The sequence below is a fragment of the Streptomyces sp. NPDC048417 genome (genome assembly GCF_040651615.1).
GTDB lineage: Bacteria > Actinomycetota > Actinomycetes > Streptomycetales > Streptomycetaceae > Streptomyces.
This window is the reverse complement of record NZ_JBEZKI010000008.1, coordinates 38,087-59,110: the sequence shown is the minus strand read 5'-3', so window position 1 is coordinate 59,110 and position 21,024 is coordinate 38,087. Positions and strand designations below refer to the sequence as shown.

The window sequence follows — 21,024 nt, the reverse complement described above, 5'->3', positions numbered from 1 at the left end:
CGGCCGTACGGTGACGACCGTCGTCACCCCAGGGCCCGTGACGTTCCCAGGTTCACGGGCTTCCCCGTCCCGCCGCACGGCGGCACCGGAGCCCCGGTGCGGGCCGTCGCGTTCCCGCGGACCGACACCTGAGGAATCCACACCGCCATGTCCCTCCAACCGGTCGCACCGCAGCGCCTGTTACACCTGCACGGCTTCCGTATGCTGCTCCTCGACCGGCTCCTCGCCCCCGCCGCGACGGCCGTCTCGATGGTCGCCGTCTCCTTCGCCGTCCTCGATCTCACCGGCTCCGTCACGGACCTGTCGCACGTGCTGGCGGCCCAGATCGCCCCGGCGCTGGTCTTCATGCCGGTCAGCGGAGTGGTCGCGGACCGGTTCGGCGCCCAGTACGTCATCGCCGCGTCCTGTCTGCTCACCGCGTGCTGCGAAGGCTCCCTGGCCCTCCTGCTGCTGACCGGGCAGGCCCAGGTGTGGCTCATCATGCTGCTGGAGGCCGGCACCGGCACCGCCCTGGCCCTGTTCCTCCCGGCCTCGACGGCACTGCTTCCCCGTCTGGTGCCGGACGCGGAACTTCAGCGGGCCAACGCGCTCAGCCGACTGGTGATGAACGCGGCGACGGTGGGCGGCGGGGCGTTCGCCGGCGTGGCCGTGGCGGCCTTCGGCCCCGGCTGGGCGCTGGCGGCGGACGCGGCCGGGATGCTCGCCGCGGTCGTGCCCAACCTGCTGATCCGCACCGCCAGTGCGGTGCCCGCCCGGTCACCGGAACCACTGCGCGAACTCCGGGAGGGCTGGCGGGAGTTCCGTTCCCACACCTGGCTGTGGGTCATCGTCCTGCAGTACTCGCTCGTCTTCATGGCCTGCTCATGGGGGTACAGCGTGCTCGGCCCGGTGGTCGCCAGGACGAGCCTGGGCGGTCCGGCGGCCTGGGGCGAGATCCTGGTCGCCGAGTCGCTCGGACTGGTCGCCGGGGGCTGCGCCGCGACCCGCTTCACGCCCAGGCGGCCCATGCGGTTCGTCGCGCTCTGCGGCGCCGCGGTCGCCGCCCCCACGCTCGCCATGGCGCTGCTGCTGCCGCTCTGGCTGATCTGCGCGTTCTCGTTCACGACGGGAGTGCTGGTGGAACTGATGATGGTCCAGTGGAACGTGGTCATGGCCCGGACCATCCCCGCGGACCGGCTCGCCCGGGTCGGCTCGTACGACATGCTCGGCTCGGTGGTCGCGACGCCCTTCGGGGCGCTGCTCGCGGGCCCGCTCGCGGCCACCATCGGCATCCGCCCGGCCCAGTTCGCCGCGGTGTTCCTGGCCGTCTCGGTGTCGGTCCTCGCCCTGGCGCCGAAGGAGGTCCGCACGGACCTGGGGTGGGCCGGGGGCCACGGCTGACCGGAACGGACCGGGTCACGCACCCGCGTCGCCATTCCCAATTTCTGTAACACGTTCTACGGTGTGCGCCGTCAGGACCGCCCGTGGGGAGCCTGGAGGCGCCGTGCACCTCGACCACACGCCCGAGCAGCAGCGGCTGCGCACCGAACTGCGCGCCTACTTCGCCGGCCTGGTGCCGGACAACGCCTACGCACGCTACGCCGACCCGGCCGCGCAGAAACGCTTCTACCGGGAGACGATCCGCCGGCTGGGCACGGACGGCTGGCTCGGCGTCGGCTGGCCGAAGGAGTACGGCGGCCGTGGCCTGACCGCGATGGAACAGTTCATCTTCTTCGACGAGGCCGCCCAGGCGGGCGTACCGCTCCCGCTGATGGCGCTGAACACGGTCGGCCCGACGATCATGCGGTACGGCACGGACGAGCAGAAGTCGTACTTCCTGCCCCGCATCCTCTCCGGCGAGATCGACTTCGCCATCGGCTACAGCGAGCCCGACGCCGGCACCGACCTGGCCGCCCTGAAGACCCGGGCCGTACGGGACGACGCGGGCACCTCGCGCTCGAGCGAAGCCGAGAGCGGGGGAGAGTACGTGGTCAACGGCCAGAAGATCTGGACCACCAACGGCGACACCGCCGACTGGGTCTGGCTGGCCACCCGCACCGACCCCGAGGCCCCGCCGCACAAGGGCATCACCATGCTCCTGGTGCCGACCTCCGACCCCGGCTACTCCTGCACCGTGATCAACACCCTCGCCTCGCACGACACCACCGCCAGCTACTACGAGAACATCCGGGTCCCCGTCTCCCGCCGGGTCGGCGAGGAGAACCAGGGCTGGCGGCTGATCACCAACCAGCTCAACCACGAGCGGGTCACCCTCGCCGCCCACGGCACCATGGCGATCCGCGCCCTGCACGACGTCCAGCGCTGGGCCATGGAGACCAAGCTCGCCGACGGCCGCCGCGTCGTCGACCTGCCCTGGGTGCGCCGCAACCTCGCCCGCACCCACACCCGCCTCGACGCCATGAAGCTGCTGAACTGGCAGATGGTGACCGCCGTCCAGGAGGGCACCCTCACCCCGCAGGACGCCTCCGCCGTCAAGGTCTACGGCTCCGAGGCCCGCCGCGACGCCTACGCCTGGCTGATGGAGATCGCCGGTGCGGCGGGACCGCTGAAGGAGGGCTCGGCCGGCGCGGTCCTCCACGGCGACCTGGAACGCGGCTACCGCTCGGCGGTCATCTTCACCTTCGGCGGCGGCAACAACGAGATCCAGCGGGAGATCATCTCGTGGATCGGACTGGGGATGCCGCGTGTCCGGCGTTAGTCTGCGGTCATGGGCGGCGACCCCGGGCTGTTCACCCCGGCCTCCGTGACCTGGCAGGTGCACGGCGACCCGATGATGTGGGTCGCCGGCATCCGCGCGCTCTACCTCCAGGCCCTGCTCCCCCGCGCGGTGCGTGGCGTGATGGCGAACTCCGACTTCCGCCGGGACGCCTGGGGCCGGCTGATGCGGACCGCGGACTTCGTCGGCACGACGACCTACGGCACGACGGAGGCCGCCGAACGGGCCGGGGCCCGGGTACGGAAGATCCACGGCATGCTGGCCGCGACCGACCCGGACACCGGCGAGCGGTACGGCGTGGACGACCCCGAGCTGCTGCTGTGGGTGCACTGCGCCGAGATCGACTCGTATCTGCACGTCCTGCGCCGCTCCGGCTTCCCCCTCACCGACGCCCAGGCCGACCGCTACCTCGCCGAGCACCGGGTCAGCGCCCGCCTGGTGGGCCTCGACCCCGCAGCCGTACCGGCCGACCGGGCGGACATGGCCGCCTACTTCCGCAAGGTACGGCCCCTGCTCGCCGCCGGGGCCGACGCACGCGCGGTGGACGACTTCCTGCTCCGCCCTCCGACGCACCCGCTCCTGATGCCGGCGCGCGAGGTGCTGTGGCGGCGCGTGGCCCACCTGGCGTACGCCTCTCTGCCGCCGTACGCCCACGAGCTGTACGGCAGACCGGCCCCCGAACCCGCCGTCGTGACCCGGCGACTGCGCGCCACCGGCACCCTGCTGCGCAGTGTTCCCGCACGTCTGCGCTGGCAACTCCCGCCCAAACACATCCTGCGCGCCATGGCGAGGCTCGGCCCCGACGCGCGCCCGGCACCGTACAAAGTCGGGCATTAGACCGCCATACTGGGCGACAGGGGGGTGTGTCATGGAACGGGCCGGTTCGGCGCGGCCGCACCTTGACCGCGACCCCCTGGGGAGGGCGGGGCTGTAGCGACGGGGGGCGACGGCGCGCGATGGCTGACACCAGGCTGGTCCAGGGGCGGTACCGGCTGCTCGACCTGATCGGACGGGGCGGGATGGGCGAGGTGTGGCGGGCCCGCGACGAGTCCCTCGGCCGCCAGGTCGCCGTCAAGTGCCTCAAACCGCTGGGCCCGCACCACGACCAGGCGTTCACCCGCGTCCTGCGCGAACGGTTCCGCCGTGAGGCGAGAGTGGCCGCCGCCCTCTCCCACCGCGGGGTGACCGTCGTCCACGACTTCGGCGAGCACGACGGCGTCCTCTACCTCGTGATGGAGCTGCTGGACGGCCGCAACCTCAGCCAGCTCATGGAGGACAACAAGCACCATCCGCTGCCCGTCGTCGACGTCGTCGACGTCGCCGAGCAGGTCGCCGCCGCCCTCGCCTACACCCACCGGCAGGGCATCGTGCACCGGGACCTGAAACCCGCCAACATCATGCGGCTCACCGACGGCACGGTGAAGCTCTGCGACTTCGGCATCGCCCGCCTCGGCCACGACATCGGCCTCACCTCCCGGCTGACCGGCACCGGCATCGCCATGGGCACCCCGCACTACATGTCACCGGAGCAGATCGGCGGCACGGAGGTCGACCAGCGCAGCGACCTGTACTCGCTGGGCTGCGTGCTCTACGAGATCGCCACCGGGGCACCGCCGTTCGATCTCGCCGACGCCTGGGCGATCCTCATCGGCCACCGCGACACCCCACCCGCTCCGCCCCGCGACCACCGCGCCGAACTCCCGGGCTGGTTCGAGAAGGTCGTCCTGGACCTGCTGGCCAAACGGCCCGAGCAACGGCCCTACGATGCCATGGAGTTGGGCCGCCGGATCACCTCCGGGCGTACGACGCCCACGTACGTCCCCACCGTCATCACCGCGCAGCCCCCACTCCGGCCCCCGGAGACGGCGTTCCGCGAGCCCCGGCTGCCGTCCTGGACCCGCTCCATGACCACCGGCCACAAGGCGATCGGCGCCGGCTTGCGCACCACCCCGCCCGACCCCGCGGCCGGGCTCACCGGGGAGTGGATCGCCCGCCCCGCCGCCGGCACCCCCGAGCCCCTTCCCGCGGCCCCCGCCCCCGTCGCCGCGCTCGCCGGCCGGCACAACGCCGGGCTCAGCCTCGGGCGGCTCGGGCGCTGGACCGAGGCCGGCGAGGTGCACCGCGCGGTCGCCGCCGAGCGCGCCCGCCTCCTCGGCCCCGACCACCCGGACACCCTCGCCAGCCGCTACGAGATCGCCTTCGCCCTGAGCCGCACCGGCCGCGCCGCCGACGCCCTGCGCGAGTACGCCGACCTCGCCCGTGACCGAGAGCGTCTGCTGGGCGCCGACCACCCCGACACGCTCGCCGTCCGTCAGGAAACGGGCTACGTGCTGGGCCAGTTGGGCCGCCACTTCGAAGCCCACCAGGCGTACACGGCCGTACTCGCCGCCCGGCAGCGGCTGATGGGCCTGGACCATCCCGACACCCTGCGCTGCCGCCACAACCTCGCCTTCAACCTCAGCAGGCTGGGCCGCCTGGAGGACTCGTACCGCATGGCCCAGGACGTGGCCGTCGCCCGCACCCGCGTCCTCGGCCCGCAGCACCCGGACACCCTGGTCACCCGCTACGAAGTCGCCTACGCGCTGGGCCAGTTGGGGCGCTGGGAAGAGGCCCTGGCGACCTACCGCGAGGTCGCCGAGGCACGCTCCCGCGCCCTCGGCCCCGACCACCCCGACACCCTCGCCGCCCGCTACGAAGAAGGCATCAGTCTCGGCCGTCTCGGCCGCAGCGCCGACGCGCTCACCCTCTACCGCGCCCTGATCGACGACCGTGCGCGCGTCCAGGGCCCCGCCCACCCCGAGACCCTGCGCGCCCGCCACGGCCTCGGCGTCAACCTCGGCCGCCTCGCGCGCTGGGAGGAGTCCCTCGCGGAATCACGGGACGTATGCGCCATCCGCGAACGGGTCCTCGGCCCCGACCACCCCGACACCCTGGTCAGCCGTCGCGAGGTCGCGGTCAGCCTGGGCTGGCTGGGCCGCTGGGCGGACGCGCTGACGGAGTACCGGCGCGTCGCCGGTGCACGGGAGCGGGTCCTTGGCCCGGACCATCCGGACACGCTGGCCAGCAGGAACGACGAGGCGCACTGTCTGGAGCAATTGGGCCGAGGGGCCGAGGCGGTGGAGCTGTACCGACGGGTGGCGGTACTACGCCAACAGCAGGCGTCGGGTGGACGCCTGTAGAACGAGCACCCCGTCAGGGGCGCGGGGCCAATGACACCATGCGGCTCGGCCGCGTGGGCGGGACCAGCCACCCACAACCGGCACTGTCCGAACGGCCCTCCCCGCGGTGCGAACCGGCACGCCTCTTACCCACCTAGATCATCGTGTGTTACGAAGAACCATGCCCCCTGCCACCGAACCATCCAGGACCTACGACGCCATCATCGTCGGCGGCGGCCACAACGGCCTGGTCGCGGCGGCCTATCTGGCCCGGGCCGGGCGCACCGTACTGGTGCTGGAACGGCTGGGCCGCACCGGTGGCGCCGCCGTCTCGACCCGCCCCTTCACCGGCGTCGACGCGCGGCTGTCGCGCTACTCCTACCTGGTCAGCCTGCTGCCCAGGAAGATCGTCCGCGACCTGGGCCTGAACTTCCGCGTCCGCGGCCGCACCATCTCGTCGTACACGCCCGTGGAGCGCGCCGGCCGGCCCACCGGACTGCTGGTCGGCGGCGGCGAACGGCGCATCCGCGAGGCCTTCGAACGGCTGACCGGAGGCAAGGAGGAGTACCAGGCCTGGCAGCGGTTCTACGCCATGACCGGCCGGGTCGCCGAGCGCGTCTTCCCGACGCTCACCGGGCCGCTGCCCTCGCGCGAGGAGCTGCGCAGCCGGATCGACGACGAGGAGGCCTGGCGGACCCTGTTCGAGGAGCCCATCGGGGTCGCCATCGAGGAGAACTTCACGGACGACCTGGTGCGCGGGGTCGTCCTCACGGACGCCCTGATCGGCACGTTCGCCGACGCCCACGACCCCTCGCTGCGGCAGAACCGCTGCTTCCTGTACCACGTCATCGGCGGCGGCACGGGCGCCTGGGACGTACCGGTCGGCGGCATGGGCGCCCTCACCGACGCACTGGCCGCCGCCGCACGCTCGGCGGGCGCGGTGCTCGCCACCGGACACGAGGCGGTACGGATCGAGACGGACGGCCGGACCGCCGAGGTCGCCTATCGCACCGCCGACGGCGAGGGCGTCGTCGCCGCCCGGCACGTCCTGGTCAACGCCGCCCCGCAGGAACTCGCCGCCCTCACCGGCGACCCGGCCCCGGAGCCTGCCGAAGGCGCCCAGCTCAAGGTGAACATGCTGCTGAAGCGGCTGCCCCGGCTGCGGGACACCGCCGTCGACCCGCGCGAGGCGTTCTCCGGCACCTTCCACATCGCCGAGGGCTACGAACAGCTGGCCACCGCCCACGCCCAGGCGGCGGCCGGCCGGCTCCCCGCCGCCCCGCCCTCGGAGATCTACTGCCACTCCCTGACCGACTCCACGATCCTCGGCCGTGACCTGGTCGAACGCGGCTACCAGACGCTCACCCTCTTCGGCCTGCACACCCCCGCCCGGCTCTTCGCCGCCGACAACGACGCCGTCCGGGCCGAACTCCTCAAGTCCACCGTCGCCCAGCTCGACGCCCATCTCGCCGAGTCCCTCGTCGACTGTCTCGCCCTCGACGCGGACGGCCGCCCCTGCATCGAGGCGAAGACCCCCCTGGACCTCGAACGCGACCTGCGCCTGCCCGGCGGCAACATCTTCCACCGCGACCTGTCCTGGCCCTACGCCCAGGACGGCACCGGCCGCTGGGGCGTCGAGACCCGGCACGCCAACGTCCTGCTGTGCGGGGCGGGCGCGGTGCGCGGGGGAGGGGTGAGCGGGGTACCCGGGCACAACGCGGCGATGGCGGTGCTGGAGGAGGAGTGACGGGCACCTCGCCCCGGTCCGGAGACCGCCGGAACATCTGACGAAGCAGGAATCCGACAGCGCGGGAATCTGACGGAGCATCAGAAAACCTCTTCCGTCGGCAGGTCGACTGCGGCATCCTGCGCCCATGCAGACGGAGCTGAGCAAGACCCTGGGAGTCGAGCACGCCGTCTTCGGCTTCACGCCGTTCCCCGCCGTCGCCGCGGCCATCAGCCGGGCCGGTGGGTTCGGGGTGCTCGGCGCGGTCCGCTACACCGCCCCCGACGACCTCAAACGCGACCTCGACTGGATCGAGGAGCATGTCGACGGGAAGCCGTACGGGCTCGACGTCGTGATGCCCGCCAAGAAGGTGGAGGGCGTCAATGAGGCCGACGTCGAGGCGATGATCCCGGACGGCCACCGGCAGTTCGTGCGGGACACCCTCGCCAAGTACGGGGTGCCCGAGCTGGCCGAGGGCGAGGCGTCCGGGTGGCGGATCACCGGCTGGATGGAGCAGGTCGCCCGCAACCAGCTCGACGTCGCCTTCGACTACCCGATCCGGCTGCTCGCCAACGCCCTCGGCTCCCCGCCCGCCGACGTCATCGACCGCGCCCACGACCAGGACGTCCTGGTCGCCGCGCTCGCGGGCAGCGCCCGGCATGCCGTCAAGCACCGGGAGGCGGGCATCGACGTCGTCGTGGCGCAGGGCTACGAGGCCGGCGGCCACACCGGCGACATCGCCACCATGGTGCTCACCCCGGAGGTCGTCGACGCTGTCGCCCCACTGCCCGTGCTGGCCGCGGGCGGCATCGGCAGCGGCCGGCAGGTGGCGGCTGCACTCAGTCTCGGCGCCCAGGGTGTGTGGCTGGGCTCCATATGGCTGACCGCCACAGAGGCCGACCTCTCCTCGCCCGCCGTGACGCGCAAGCTGCTCGCGGCCGGCTCCGGCGACACCGTCCGCTCCCGCGCCCTGACCGGGAAACCGGCACGTCAGCTGCGCACCGAGTGGACCGACGCCTGGGACGACCCGCACGGCCCCGGCACCCTCCCCATGCCGCTCCAGGGCCTGCTGGTCGCCGAGGCCGTCTCCCGCATCCAGAAATACGAGGTCGAGCCCCTGCTCGGCACCCCCGTCGGCCAGATCGTCGGCCGCATGACCAGCGAACGCAGCGTCCAGGCCATCTTCGACGACCTCACCCGCGGCTTCGAGCAGGCCGTCGACCGCATCAACCGCATCGCCGGAAGGAGCGCCAAGTGACCAGCACGCCCCCCGCCGGTTTCTGGGCCCAGGCCACCAGCGAACCCGACCGCACGGTGCTCGTCGCACCCGACGGCGAGGAATGGACCGCCGGCCGCCTGCACGCCGCCGCCAACAGACTCGTCCACGGACTGCGCGCCGCGGGTCTGGAGCGCGGCGACGCCTTCGCGGTCGTGCTGCCCAACGGACCCGAGTTCTTCACCGCGTACCTGGCCGCCACCCAGGCCGGCCTCTACCTCGTCCCCGTCAACCATCACTTCGTGGGCCCCGAGATCGCCTGGATCGTCTCCGACTCCGGTGCCAAGGTGCTGCTCGCCCACGAACGCTTCGCCGGCCCCGCCCGCCACGCCGCCGACGAGTCCGGCCTCCCGGCCACCCACCGGTACGCCGTCGGCGAGGTCGAGGGCTTCCGGCCGTACGCCGAACTCCTCGACGGACAGCCCGAGTCGGCGCCCGCGGACCGTGAGCTCGGCTGGGTCATGAACTACACCTCGGGCACCACCGGCCGCCCCCGCGGCATCCGCCGCCCGCTGCCCGGCAGGCTCCCCGAGGCGGCCTACCTCGGCGGCTTCCTCGGCATCTTCGGCATCCAGCCCTTCGGCGACAACGTCCACCTGGTCTGCTCGCCGCTCTACCACACGGCCGTACTGCAGTTCGCGGGCGCGTCACTCCACATAGGCCACCGCCTGGTCCTGATGGACAAGTGGAGCCCCGAGGAGATGCTCCGCCTGATCGACGCACACCACTGCAGCCACACCCATATGGTCCCCACCCAGTTCCACCGCCTGCTCGCCCTCCCCGAGCAGGTGCGCGCACGCTACGACGTCAGCTCCATGCGGCACGCCATCCACGGCGCCGCCCCCTGCCCGGACCACGTCAAGCGGGCGATGCTCGACTGGTGGGGGCCCAGCGTCGAGGAGTACTACGCGGCGAGCGAAGGCGGCGGCGCCTTCGCGACCGCCGAGGACTGGCTGAAGAAGCCCGGTACGGTCGGCAAGGCCTGGCCGATCAGCGAACTCGCGGTCTTCGACGACGACGGCAACCGGCTGCCGCCCGGTGAACTCGGCACCGTCTACATGAAGATGAACACCGGCGGCTTCTCCTACCACAAGGACGAGGCCAAGACGGAGAAGAACCGCATCGGCGACTTCTTCACCGTCGGCGACCTCGGCTACCTCGACGAGGACGGCTATCTCTTCCTCCGCGACCGCAAGATCGACATGATCATCTCGGGCGGGGTCAACATCTACCCCGCCGAGATCGAGTCCGCGCTCCTCTCCCATCCCGCCGTCGCCGACGCCGCCGCCTTCGGCATCCCGCACGACGACTGGGGCGAGGAGGTCAAGGCCGTCGTCGAGCCCGCGCCGGGACACGAACCGGGCCCCGACCTCGCCGCCGCCCTCCTCGCCCACTGTGCGGAACAGCTCGCCGGCTACAAGCGGCCCAGGACCGTCGACTTCATCACCGAGATGCCCCGCGACCCCAACGGCAAGCTGTACAAGCGGCGGCTGCGCGACCCGTACTGGGAGGGCCGCACCCGCCCGGTGTGAGCACCCTGCCGACGGCCTCAGTGGAGCCGGCGCGGACGGTCCTCCAGGAACCCGGCGAGGCCGGCGGCGTCGGTGCCGATCTTGCGGTAGACACGGGACAGCAGCTGCCGCACGCCCTGCTCGGTGAGGCGCAGCTCCTTGGCGACCACGGCCACCGGGTGTCCCTTGACGGTCAGTTCGGCGGTCCGGAGTTCCTGGGCGGTCAGCGCGTCCGCCTGCACATAGCGCAACGGCAGCGGGCGCATCCCGGCCGCCGACAGCTCCCCCCTGGCCCGGGCGGCGAGCGCCTCGGCCCCGCAGTGGACGGCTCCTTCCAGCCCCTGGTACAGCCGGTCGGCGGCCTCCTGGAGCCGCCCGTTGCGGGACAGCGCGGCACCGTGGCCGACCTGGGCGCGGGCGAGTTCGTAGGCGGCGGGCGACTGTTCCAGGTGGCCGACGGCCTCCGCGTACAGATCGACGGCCGCGGGCCCGCCGGTCACCTCGGCGAGGGTGTGCAGGGCCTGGCCGATGGTGGAAGCGGCCCCGAACTCCCGGGCGCGCCGCACGGCGTCCTGGGCGTGACCGATCGCCTCCTGGGGGGCCGTGGGGACGAGCGCGGAGGCCAGAAGCAGCTGCCAGGGGCACCAGGAGGGGTTGCGCCAGCCCCGAGCGTCCAGCCATTGCCCGACCGAGGACAGCAGCCGGACCGCTTCGGCGTGCCGTCCCTCCGCCAGGAGCAGTTCCGCGTAGACGGTGCGGGGGTCGGGATAGATGACGGCGTTGACAGGTGCCTCACCGAAGTTGTGCTCGTCGGCGAACGCACGCGCTTCGGCGACACGCCCCCGGGCCAGCAGGGTCTTGATGAGAATGCTCACGCCGAACCACTGGGCGGCCACCACCCCGTCCACCTTGTCGGCGATGCGTAGACCCTCCCGTACGAGGTCCTCGGCTTCGGTGAGGCAGCCACGGCGGTAGCGGATGTAGCCGGCGATGGTCTGGCCGAAGGCCAGATGGGAGCCGTGCCAGCCCTTGGCCACGCATTCGGCGATCCCCTTGCCGAACAACTCCTCGGCCCGTTGCGGCCGGTCGCCGTACATGAACACCAGGGCGACAGACAGGGGTACCTCGAACCCCCGGTTCTCGTCGGTCCAGCTCATGCCGCCGGACAAGGCCTTCTCGGCGTACGCGAGGGACGTCTGCCTCGGTTCGCCGCGCATGGCCGCATCCCAGGCGCGCAGTCCCAGGATGTAGCGTTCCTCCAGGCTGCGACCGGGCAACTTCTCGGCCAGACGTGCCAGTGTCCGGGAGCGGGCGGGCGAGTCGCCGTCGTCGGGACGCACCATGCTCCACACGAACTGATCGGCCTGCATACGCAGTCTGATGCGCGGATTCGTGGCCTGCCGTGCCTCTTCGGCGGCCACGGTCACGGCCTCGGCCAGCTGATCGGTGTGGGCCATGGCTGTCGTCAGCCGGTAGACGATGGAGGCACGCAGATCGGGGTCGACGTGGGGCTGCGCCAGCGCCTGGCGCAGGTGCCTCACCGTGGCCGTGGGCTCGATCAGGAACGTGGCGCACGCGAGTTCGTGAAGTACCGCGGCACGGTCCTCGGGCAGGGGTGGCTCCTGCAGCGCGCGGGTCAGCAGGCGCCGGGCCGCCTCGGTGGCCCCGGCGCGAAGGTATTCGCGAGCGGCCTCGCGCAGACAGGCGACCGTCTCGGGACGGTCGTCGCAGGGAACTTCCAGGAGATGCCGGGCGGCTTTGGTGGGGCCGTATCCCGCGGCCATGACGGCCTGCGCGGCGGTGTTGTGCAGACCGGTCCGGAAGCCCGTGCGGATGGATCGGTAGATCGTCGTGGTGATCAGGGGATGCACGAACGCGAGTTCGCCTTCGGGACCGTGGCCGTCGGCCAGGATCCGGGCCGCGCGCAGCTTCTCGGTCGCCTCGGCGACCGCCTCGTCGCCGAGTACCGCGATGGTCGCGGCGAGCTGTGGTGAGAAGGGCGACCCCAGCACGGCCGCGGTGTGCGCGAAGCGGACGGTCGCCGTGCCGAGCTGCTCCAGACGCTCGATCAGTCCAGGACCCTTGATCGTCGCGGCCAGCTCCCGCATCGCCGGTAGGTCGCCCTCGGTGCCGACCAGTCTCCGCTCGGCGAGTCCGATGGCGAGCTCCACCGCCTCGAAGGGACTCCCGCTGGTGGCCGCCCAGCACTCCTTGCAGAACTGGTCCTCGGCCGCCTCCCCGATCTCGTTCCTGACGATCTTCGCCACGCCCTCGGGGCTGAGCAGTGCCAGGCTGTGGGGGCGATCGCCGTGATCTCCCACGAGCGTGCGCAGTTCGCCCGCCTCGGACGGCAGCTCGTCGGGCCGGTAGGCCACCACGATCAACAGGGGGAGGTCGTCGACCCGTGGCGCGAAGGAGGCGAGCCAGCTCAGTGACTCGAGGTCCGCCCAGTGCAGGTCGTCCAGGAGCAGAACGATCGGCGCCTTCTTCACCGCGAGGCGCGTCATGACCCAGTCAAGACCTTCGCGGACGCCGGTCGGGTCCGGCGCGGGGGCGGGCCCCTTCGCTTCGAGACCGAGCACGGCGGCGACGGTGTCGTACCAACTTCCCAGGAAGGCGTGGAGTTCGGCCTCGTCCATCCTCGCCAGTGAGGGCTGCATCAACTGGCGCACCACACGGAACGCCGAACCCTGTTCCGTCTCGCCGCCCTGGCCCGACAGCACGGTGAATCCGTGTGCCGAGGCCCGGGCACGAGCTTCGGTGATGAGTGCGGTTTTGCCCAATCCGGCCGACCCGGTGAAGGCGAGCCGTCCCTTGCGACCCGATCGTGGCCCGCCATCCTTTGTGCGGCGCAGTTCTCGGAATGCGGCGTCGAGGGCCTGAAGTTCCCGTCGGCGCTCGATCAACGTCTGCTGGTCCGTGATCGGTTGCCGCGGCTCCGTTGCCATGTGCCGTACCGCTTTCTGTCGTTCGGCCTGCGGGACAGCCGAGCGTACGCCTCGCCGAGGTGCGGTAGGCCGGATTGGGCACTATAGAGTGAATCATGAACCGTTGAGGGGAGAATGCCCGCCCAGTGGGTACGGGCGGCTGAATGGGCATCTCCGATTGCGCTGTCGCCGAAGCGCGCCAGGAACTCTAGGGCACGGCGGGGACCGAGGCCACATCCGAGTACCGTGGCACGGTACGGGACCAGTGGTAGCACCCGCGGATCCAGCCGATCATGCCCTCCACATAGCCCGTACCGGCGGCGCTCAACTCCGGTTCGACGGCCCGGTGGAGTTCCTGGAACTCCTGGACCGTGCCGTTGATCTGCTGAACGGCCAGAAATACGGCGGTCTGCAGGGAGCATCGGTGTTCGCGCTGGTGCGACAGGGCCAAGTTGATCATTCCGCCCGAACGCTGCTCCTTCACAGCGGAGAACAGGTCGGCCGTCCACACGGCCGCATCGGCCGACAGTCGGCTGAGTCGCTCTACACCGGGGTGGTGAAGTTCGGCAAGGGGCACTTCGAGCGGCTGGGCGGCCTCGTACAGCGGGTAGAACGGCTCGACGCCCGCGGTCAGCGACCGTATCGAGGTGCAGTCCCCGGCCCGTACGAGGTAGGGCTGGGCCTGCGCCACCGCTTCGTACAGCAGCCCGTGGACGTATTCGCGGCTCTTCCAGGCCCACCGCGCGGCCTGTGCCGGTGTGCATCGTTCCCGGACCTGTAGGTGGAGATCGGACAGAGCCGCTCCGAGGGGAGTGCTGGACGGCCGGCCGTCCCGCAGGATCGCCACGCTCTCGCACAGCATGGGCAGCAGCCTGCCCGGAGAGCACCGACCGACGTCCTCCGCCAGGTCGTCGAAAACGAACTGGTAGGCGATCTGATTGGCCACGATCTGGAGGAGTTCGCAATCCACCGCCGGGCTGGTGTAGGACGCGAGCTCGGCCGGTCGGGTGCGCGCGATCATCGCCGCCACACCCGGTTCGCCGGTCAGACCCCACCTGCTCAGCCAGGCGTCGACGCCGGCGGCGACCTCGGCCTCATGGGGGTTGCGCCGGAAGGGAAAGGGCATGTGGAGGTGGGTGTCGATCAGGTCGCGGAGGTTGGCGACCGGGGTTTCGTCCAGTACACCGACCGTGATGTCCTCATGTGTTGCCGACAACGTGATCACCTGCCGTTCGGGAGTCCGAGACGCTCGGGGTGGCTGCGGCTCGGGGCGCGGGGGAGTCGGCGCGGGGCGTCGCGCCTGAGGGCGTGCGGGAACGGGCCTCGCAGGTCATGAGCAGGGAACGCGGGCCCAGCGTGATCGCGGGCCGCGGCGGCTGTTCGGTAGAGCCCGGCAGATGGCGCAGGCGCCGGCGGCCGGCGATGGTCGCGAGCGCCAGGGTGACCTCCACCATGGCGAACTCGTCGCCGAGGCACTTGCGGTTGCCCGCGGAGAACGGCATCGTCGCGCGGCGCTGTGCGGCGGTGGGCCGCCCCGGCAGCCAGCGGTCGGGGTCGAAACGCTCGGGGTCGGGAAACCACGACGGATCGTGGTGCAGGAGGTAGGGGCTGTAGAGCACGGTGGCGCCCGCGGGCAGCCGGCACCCGGCGAGTTCCGTCGCCCTAGTGGTGACGCGGGTGAAGAGCCAGCCGGGCGAGGAGTGGCGCAGCGTCTCGGAGACGACGCACCGGGTCTGGACGAGGTGCGGCAGGTCGTCGGGGCCGGGCCGGCGGCCGTCGGGGAGGACGGCGTCGAGCTCGGCGTGCAGCCGGCGCTCCGCCTCCGGGTTGCGGGCCAGCAGGCTGAAGGCCGCGGCCAGCGCCAGTGCCGAGGTCTCGGCGCCGGTGAGCAGCAGCGTGATCAGGTGGTCGTGGATCTCCTGGTCGGTGATCGCCGCCGTTCCGTCGGCGCCGCGCGCGGCCGCCAGCAGAGCGCCGAGCACGTCGTCGCGGTCGGCACCGAGCCGTCGCCTGGCGATCGCCGTGTCGATGATCGCGTGCAGGCGGGTCAGGGCGTGCCGATAGCGGCGGTTGGCGGGGGTCGGGACGCGGAAGAGGACGTCGACCGGGACGACCGTGCGGAGGAACAGGCCGCGGACGACGTCCGCGAGACTGTTCCGCACTTCGGCGGTCGTCGTGTCGTCCAGCGAGTCGGAGAACAGGACCCGGCTGATCACGCGGGTCGTGAGGGTCATCATCGCCTCGGTGACGGGTACGGTCCCGCCCGCCTGCCAGGCCTCGCACACCGACTCGGCCTCCTCCGTGACGAGGTCCGTGTAGGCGGCTACGTGGGAGGGGCGGAAGGCGGATTGCAGCAGTCTGCGTTTGTCGCGGTGGGCCGGCTGGCGGCAGGTGACGAGGCCGTCGCCCATCAGACTGCCGAGCCTGTCGTAGAGCGGGCCCCCCTTGTCGAAGGTGTGCGGATCCATGAGCACCTCGTGGGTCAGCTCCGGGTGGCACACCATCCAGGCACGCTGGGGGCCCAGTCGTATCTCGACCAGATCTCCGTGTGCGGGCAAAGAATTCAGAAACGCGAGCGGCCGACGGTAGAAGGCGATACCGTGGCCGAGGAGAGGGAATATGCCGGGAGCAGTACCTGTCGTCCATGTTCGTTTTTGTTCAGGCACAGCGCGGTTCATGGAAACCTCCTGCCCGGTGCTACACGCGAAATGAGTGAACCTGCCTCGGGTTGAACGTCCGAGACAAGTCCTGCCCAGGCTTCACGTTCCTCGGTTTCCCGAAACCTTTCTCCAAAGGGGCGCACGGGAGCACGCTGAAGCAGAATCCCCATCGTCTGAACGACTGTTGATGCAACACACATCGACCGGGATTCCCTGTGTCACTCACGTGGAGCCCCGCCCCATGAGGAACGGGACCGCACGCACTCAGCCTTCGTGCACTCGGACGGATTTCAACGCCGGGGACACAAGGATGTCCTTCTCGCAGAACCGCGCCGTCACCCATTTCCCGGCCGAGAACAGCCGGGTCTGGTCGCTGTGGTGCGGCGAGTTCGGGTTCGAGGACTGGGAGTACGTCAGGAGGGTGCGGGCCACCGGGCAGTGACCGGCGTCCCAGCCCACCGCCTGGATGTGACTGGAGCCGAACGCGACGTCCGTGTAGCCGTCCTGGCCGGCGTCCCAGACCGGCTCGATCTTGTTCCAGACGCCCAGCGCCTCGGTGCCGCCCGGGACCGGGATCCGCTGCCCGTCGCGCACGACGAACTGGTGCTCGCCGAGCCGCGAGGCCAGCGGGATGCCCGCCGTGCGCAGTTCGGCCACGGCGTCGGCGAGGGCCGTGGCGAAGCCCGGTGCGGCCGTGTTCAGCGTGTTCGGGGTGTGCACCGGGTCGGCCGCCGAGAACGGCACCCGCCACCGCTGGGCCGCAGGCATCGCGGCCGTCAGCTTCCGCCAGAATCGGTCGAAGAGCAGGGCGCCCCGGCTGCCGGTGTCGAGGGTGCAGACCTGGTCGGCCGCCTGGGCCCAGCCGGTGCCGAAGCCGAGGCCGGCGTAGTCCTCGGCGAGGATGTGCGCAATGCCGTACTCGGTGTAGCGGATGACGGCGGACAGACCGCCGTGCGAGGGACGGTCCTGACGAGCGGGCCGCTCGGCCGCCGCGGCCGGTAACGCGGCCGATGCGGTGAGCAGGGCGACGGCTGCGACGAGCAGCCGTCTCGCGCGGGTGGTGCGCATCTGTGGTTCCCAACGTCGTCGCGGGACAAAGCGGTTGAGCGCGAGTGGGCGCGGGCGCGGTTCCGTGGTGCTTGACCTCTCCCGGCGACGGGCCGAGGATCATGAGTCATGACGCAGGGACAGGGCAGCACGGTTGACGGGGTGCTGCGGCGCAGCGCCCGGCGCACTCCCGCGCGGGTGGCGCTGGAGTACGGGAAGCGCCGGTGGACGTACGGGGAACTCGACGACGCCGTCTCCCGGGCGGCGAGCGTCCTGCTCGACCATGGCCTCGCCCGCGGCGACCGGGTCGGCACCTACGGGCACAACTCGGACGCCTACCTGATCACGTTCCTCGCCTGCGCCCGGGCCGGCCTGGTGCACGTGCCGGTCAACCAGAACCTGACCGGCGACGACCTCGCCTACATCGTCGGCCAGTCGGGCAGCTCCCTGGTGCTCGCCGACCCGGACCTCGCCGGCCGGCTCCCGGACGGGGTGAGGGCGCTCCCGCTGCGGGATTCCGACGGCTCGCTCCTCGCCCGGCTCGCGGACGCGCCGCCGTACGACGGCCCCGAACCGCGTACCGAGGACCTGGTGCAGCTGCTGTACACCTCGGGGACCACGGCACTGCCCAAGGGCGCGATGATGACCCACCGGGCGCTGGTGCACGAGTACCTGAGCGCGATCGCCGCCCTCGACCTGAGCGCCGGGGACCGGCCCGCGCACGCGCTGCCGCTCTACCACTCCGCACAGATGCATGTCTTCCTGCTGCCCTACCTGGCGGTCGGCGCCACCAACATCGTCCTGGACGGTCCGGACGGCGACACCCTCTTCGACCTGATCGAGGCCGGGCGCGTGGACAGCCTCTTCGCGCCGCCCACCGTGTGGATCGGGCTGTCCAACCGGCCCGACTTCGCCTCACGCGACCTGGGCGGACTGCGCAAGGCCTACTACGGGGCGTCGGTCATGCCGGTGCCCGTCCTGGAACGGCTGCGTGCACGGCTGCCGAAACTGGCCCTGTTCAACTGCTTCGGGCAGAGCGAGATCGGGCCGCTGGCCACCGTACTGGCGCCCGAGGAGCACAAGGGGCGGCTGGACTCGTGCGGCCGTACGGTGCTGTTCGTGGAGGCGCGGGTGGTCGACGAGGACGGCGAGGACGTGCCCGACGGCACGCCCGGTGAAATCGTCTACCGTTCACCGCAGTTGTGCGAGGGGTACTGGGAGAAGCCCGAGGAGACCCAGGAGGCCTTCCGGGACGGCTGGTTCCACTCCGGCGACCTCGCGGTGCGCGACGCCCACGGCTACTTCACCATCGTCGACCGGGTGAAGGACGTCATCAACTCCGGTGGCGTGCTGGTCGCTTCCCGACAGTTCGAGGACGCGCTCTACACCCATGAGGCCGTCGCCGAGGCCGCCGTGATCGGCCTGCCCGACGAGCGGTGGGTCGAGGCGGTCACGGCGGTCGTCGTGGCGCGCGGCGAGGTCGGCGAGGCCGAGCTGATCGCCCACGTGAAGGAGAAGATCCCCGCCTTCAAGGCGCCCAAGCGGGTGCTGTTCGTGGACGCGCTGCCCCGCAACGCCAGCGGGAAGATCCTGAAGCGGGAGCTGCGGGAGCGGTTCGGGGATGCCTCGTGAGGACCCAAGAAGTCTGGTTCCATACCTGGCGCGGCTTCCGGTACCACGTCCGCCGTTCACGGGGGGTGTGCACATAGCAGACATGCGCTGCTGTCTCCCCGTCCCCCTCGGCGCACTCGCGGGCATCCCCGGCCCCTGCGAGATGCTGCGCTCCGGTTTCCTGCTCGCACCCGCCCTGCTCAGGTCCGCCACCGCCCCGACTCCCCGCCACCCCCGCTCCCTCGCCGCCGTCCACCTGGAACTGGTCACCCTCACCGAGGACCGCGCCGTCGTCACCTGGCACACCGCCCAGCCCGGCACCGACGACGGCACCGGCCGTATGCTGCCCGCCGTCACGGACGGCGAGGTCGTCTACGGCACCCATCCGGGTCGTCTGAACCGCACCGCGGGCGAGGACCGGCCCACCGCCCACCACCATGTCGAACTCACCGGCCTGGAGCCCGGCCAGACGTACTACTACCAGGCCCGCTCCCGGGGCGTGCCCGCCACCCCCACCGCGCTGCACCTGCTGCGCGGCAACGCGGCCGGCACCTCCCGGCACGGCCTCGGCTCGCCCGGCGGCCCCTACTCCTTCACCACCCCCCAGCCCCCGCCCGGCCGCCACCTGTTCTCCCTGGCCCTCTGCAACGACCTGCACATCGGTGAGACCGTCGCCGGTCTGGTGGCCGGCGTGCCCTTCCTGCGCGGGGTGGCCCAGCGGGCCGGGCACACCGCCTACCCGGAGCTGATGAGCCGCGCCGTCGTCGACGAGGCCCGCAGCCGCGGGGCCGAGCTGCTGCTGGCCGCCGGTGACATCACCGCCGGCGGCGGCCCGCGCGACCTGGCGGAGGCCAGAAGGATCCTGGACGGCTTCGGCACCCATCGGCGGGACTACTTCGTGGTCCGTGGCAACCACGATCGCGACGCGCGGGAGGGCGACGCCTTCCGCCGCGCCTTCGGTACGCCGGACGGTCCCGGCTGCTTCGAGCACGACGTGGGCGGGCTGCGGATCATCGGGCTCGACACCTACGACAAGCGCGGCAACGGCGGTGACGCGGGCGGTCTCGGCCCCGAGCAACTGTCCTGGTTCCGCCGCCGGTTGCGGGCCCACCGGGAACAACCCACCGTGGTCTTCGGACACCATCCGCTCACCGTCCGGGACGCCCTCTTCCCGGTGAGCCCCGGACAGCGCCTCGGCCGCCGCCAGGCCCGCGCGATCCTGCGGGCCTATGCCGCCGCTCCGGGTGTGTTCCTGCACCACGCCGGACACACCCACCGCAACAAGCGCACCCAAGTGCCCCTCGCCCCCCAGGTGACCCTGCAGGAGGTCGGCGCCGCCAAGGAGTACCCCGGCGGGTTCTTCCTGCTGCGCATCCACTCCGGCGGCTACGCCCTCAACTTCTTCCGGGCCCGCCACGCCGAGGCCCTGGAGTGGAACGAGCGCAGCCGGCGCCAGGCCGGGGGACTGTGGCCGTACCACGCGCTCGGCCGTACGGTCGCCGACCGCAACAGCGTGGCCGTCCACGACCTCTCCGGCATCGGCCGCCCGGCACAGCCGTCCGCACCGCCCCGTTCGCCCCAAGGGATGACGGCCGACCCGAACCCCCGCCTGGATGTGGCCTGAGGCACGGCGCCTCCGTAGCGTGGACGCATGTCGACCCTGTGGGAACTCATGCACGACTGCATCCCTGACGACCACGCCCGCCAGGTCACCTCCCGCTACTACCTCGACGAGGCCATGAGCTCGCCGCGGGCACCGGACCGGGTGGTCGACCTCGGATGCGGGCGCGGCACCTCGGCCGGGCTCTTCCGCCGGCACGCCCCGGACGTGCGGTGGGTGGGGCTCGACATCAGTGACTCCCCGGAGGCCGCGCAGCGCTCGCCGGGCGGCGACCCGGTGGTGTACTTCGACGGCGTCAACATGCCGTTCCGCTCCGACGCCGTGCCGCTGATCTACTCGCACCAGGTCTTCGAACACGTCGCCCGGCCCAGGGAACTGCTCGCCGAGGTGGGCCGGGTGTTGCGGCCGGGCGGAGTGTTCATCGGCAGCACCTCCCAGTTCGAGCCCTACCACTCCTTCAGCCTGTGGAACTACACGCCGTACGGGTTCCGGGTGCTGGTGGAGGAGGCCGGGCTGGCCCTGGAGGAGATCCGGCCCTCGCTGGACGGCGTGACCCTGATCATGCGCACCTACCACTCCTCGCGGAAGAAGGAGTACGGCCGGTTCTGGCAGACGGAGTCCCCGCTCAACACGGAGATCGACACCTGGGCACGCAAGAGCGGGCGGCACACGGCCCTGGTGAACCTGCGCAAGCTCACGTTCTGCGGCCAGTTCGCGTTCCGGGTGACCAAGCCGGTCGCGAACGCCTGAGCCCGCCGCCCGCACGGGTGG

Annotated in this window: 13 protein-coding genes and 1 pseudogene; 10 read left to right on the top strand and 4 right to left on the bottom strand. The window is 71.7% G+C overall.

The genetic code is table 11. The features are described 5' to 3' along the window. Window positions 1–147: 147 nt before the first annotated feature. The 7 genes from AB0D59_RS14495 to AB0D59_RS14465 all read left to right on the top strand — a co-directional run bounded on the left by AB0D59_RS14495 (window position 148) and on the right by AB0D59_RS14465 (window position 10,408). Window positions 148–1,380: an MFS transporter gene (locus AB0D59_RS14495; protein ID WP_362564741.1), complete on the top strand. Its 1,233-nt coding sequence runs from the start codon at window positions 148–150 to the stop codon at window positions 1,378–1,380. A 103-nt stretch (window positions 1,381–1,483) separates the two neighbouring features. Next, window positions 1,484–2,698, top strand: a complete 1,215-nt coding sequence (locus tag AB0D59_RS14490; protein WP_362564739.1) for an acyl-CoA dehydrogenase family protein — start codon at window positions 1,484–1,486, stop codon at window positions 2,696–2,698. Window positions 2,699–2,707: 9 nt separating this feature from the next. Then, the gene (locus tag AB0D59_RS14485) at window positions 2,708–3,553 is read left to right on the top strand and encodes an oxygenase MpaB family protein (RefSeq protein ID WP_362564737.1); all 846 of its coding nucleotides are present in this window, start codon (window positions 2,708–2,710) and stop codon (window positions 3,551–3,553) included. A 119-nt stretch (window positions 3,554–3,672) separates the two neighbouring features. Continuing rightward, window positions 3,673–5,895 (top strand): serine/threonine-protein kinase, encoded by a 2,223-nt coding sequence (locus AB0D59_RS14480; RefSeq protein WP_362564735.1) that lies wholly within the window; start codon window positions 3,673–3,675, stop codon window positions 5,893–5,895. A gap of 160 nt (window positions 5,896–6,055) precedes the next feature. Beyond that, complete coding sequence (locus AB0D59_RS14475; protein ID WP_362564733.1) at window positions 6,056–7,621, top strand: NAD(P)/FAD-dependent oxidoreductase; 1,566 nt, start codon at window positions 6,056–6,058, stop codon at window positions 7,619–7,621. A gap of 127 nt (window positions 7,622–7,748) precedes the next feature. Beyond that, entirely contained in the window at window positions 7,749–8,858 is a 1,110-nt protein-coding gene (locus tag AB0D59_RS14470) for a nitronate monooxygenase family protein (protein ID WP_362564732.1), read from the top strand. After that, window positions 8,855–10,408 carry an acyl-CoA synthetase gene (locus AB0D59_RS14465; RefSeq protein WP_362564730.1) on the top strand — a complete coding sequence of 518 codons (1,554 nt, stop codon included), beginning with the start codon at window positions 8,855–8,857 and terminating at the stop codon, window positions 10,406–10,408. The genes AB0D59_RS14470 and AB0D59_RS14465 overlap by 4 nt, the downstream gene beginning before the upstream one ends. 17 nt (window positions 10,409–10,425) lie before the next feature. Here AB0D59_RS14465 and AB0D59_RS14460 read toward each other — a convergent pair whose 3' ends face one another. From AB0D59_RS14460 to AB0D59_RS14445, 4 genes and pseudogenes are all read right to left on the bottom strand, one after another. After that, entirely contained in the window at window positions 10,426–13,335 is a 2,910-nt protein-coding gene (locus tag AB0D59_RS14460) for an AAA family ATPase (protein ID WP_362564729.1), read from the bottom strand. Between the two features lie 187 nt (window positions 13,336–13,522). After that, a complete protein-coding gene (locus AB0D59_RS14455) occupies window positions 13,523–14,539 on the bottom strand; it encodes a (-)-alpha-amorphene synthase (protein WP_362564727.1) in 1,017 nt (338 codons plus the stop codon). Continuing rightward, entirely contained in the window at window positions 14,514–15,992 is a 1,479-nt protein-coding gene (locus AB0D59_RS14450) for a cytochrome P450 (protein ID WP_362564725.1), read from the bottom strand. The genes AB0D59_RS14455 and AB0D59_RS14450 overlap by 26 nt, the downstream gene beginning before the upstream one ends. A gap of 246 nt (window positions 15,993–16,238) precedes the next feature. Beyond that, window positions 16,239–17,015, bottom strand: a pseudogene (locus tag AB0D59_RS14445) (penicillin acylase family protein); the annotation flags it as partial. 135 nt (window positions 17,016–17,150) lie between these two features. On the opposite strand from AB0D59_RS14445, the gene AB0D59_RS14440 reads away from it, so the two are divergent. The 3 genes from AB0D59_RS14440 to AB0D59_RS14430 all read left to right on the top strand — a co-directional run bounded on the left by AB0D59_RS14440 (window position 17,151) and on the right by AB0D59_RS14430 (window position 21,003). Continuing rightward, window positions 17,151–18,653: a fatty acyl-CoA synthetase gene (locus tag AB0D59_RS14440; protein WP_362564723.1), complete on the top strand. Its 1,503-nt coding sequence runs from the start codon at window positions 17,151–17,153 to the stop codon at window positions 18,651–18,653. A gap of 82 nt (window positions 18,654–18,735) precedes the next feature. Further along, window positions 18,736–20,256, top strand: a complete 1,521-nt coding sequence (locus AB0D59_RS14435; protein WP_362564721.1) for a metallophosphoesterase family protein — start codon at window positions 18,736–18,738, stop codon at window positions 20,254–20,256. A 27-nt stretch (window positions 20,257–20,283) separates the two neighbouring features. Continuing rightward, window positions 20,284–21,003 (top strand): class I SAM-dependent methyltransferase, encoded by a 720-nt coding sequence (locus tag AB0D59_RS14430; RefSeq protein ID WP_362564720.1) that lies wholly within the window; start codon window positions 20,284–20,286, stop codon window positions 21,001–21,003. Window positions 21,004–21,024 lie beyond the last annotated feature (21 nt).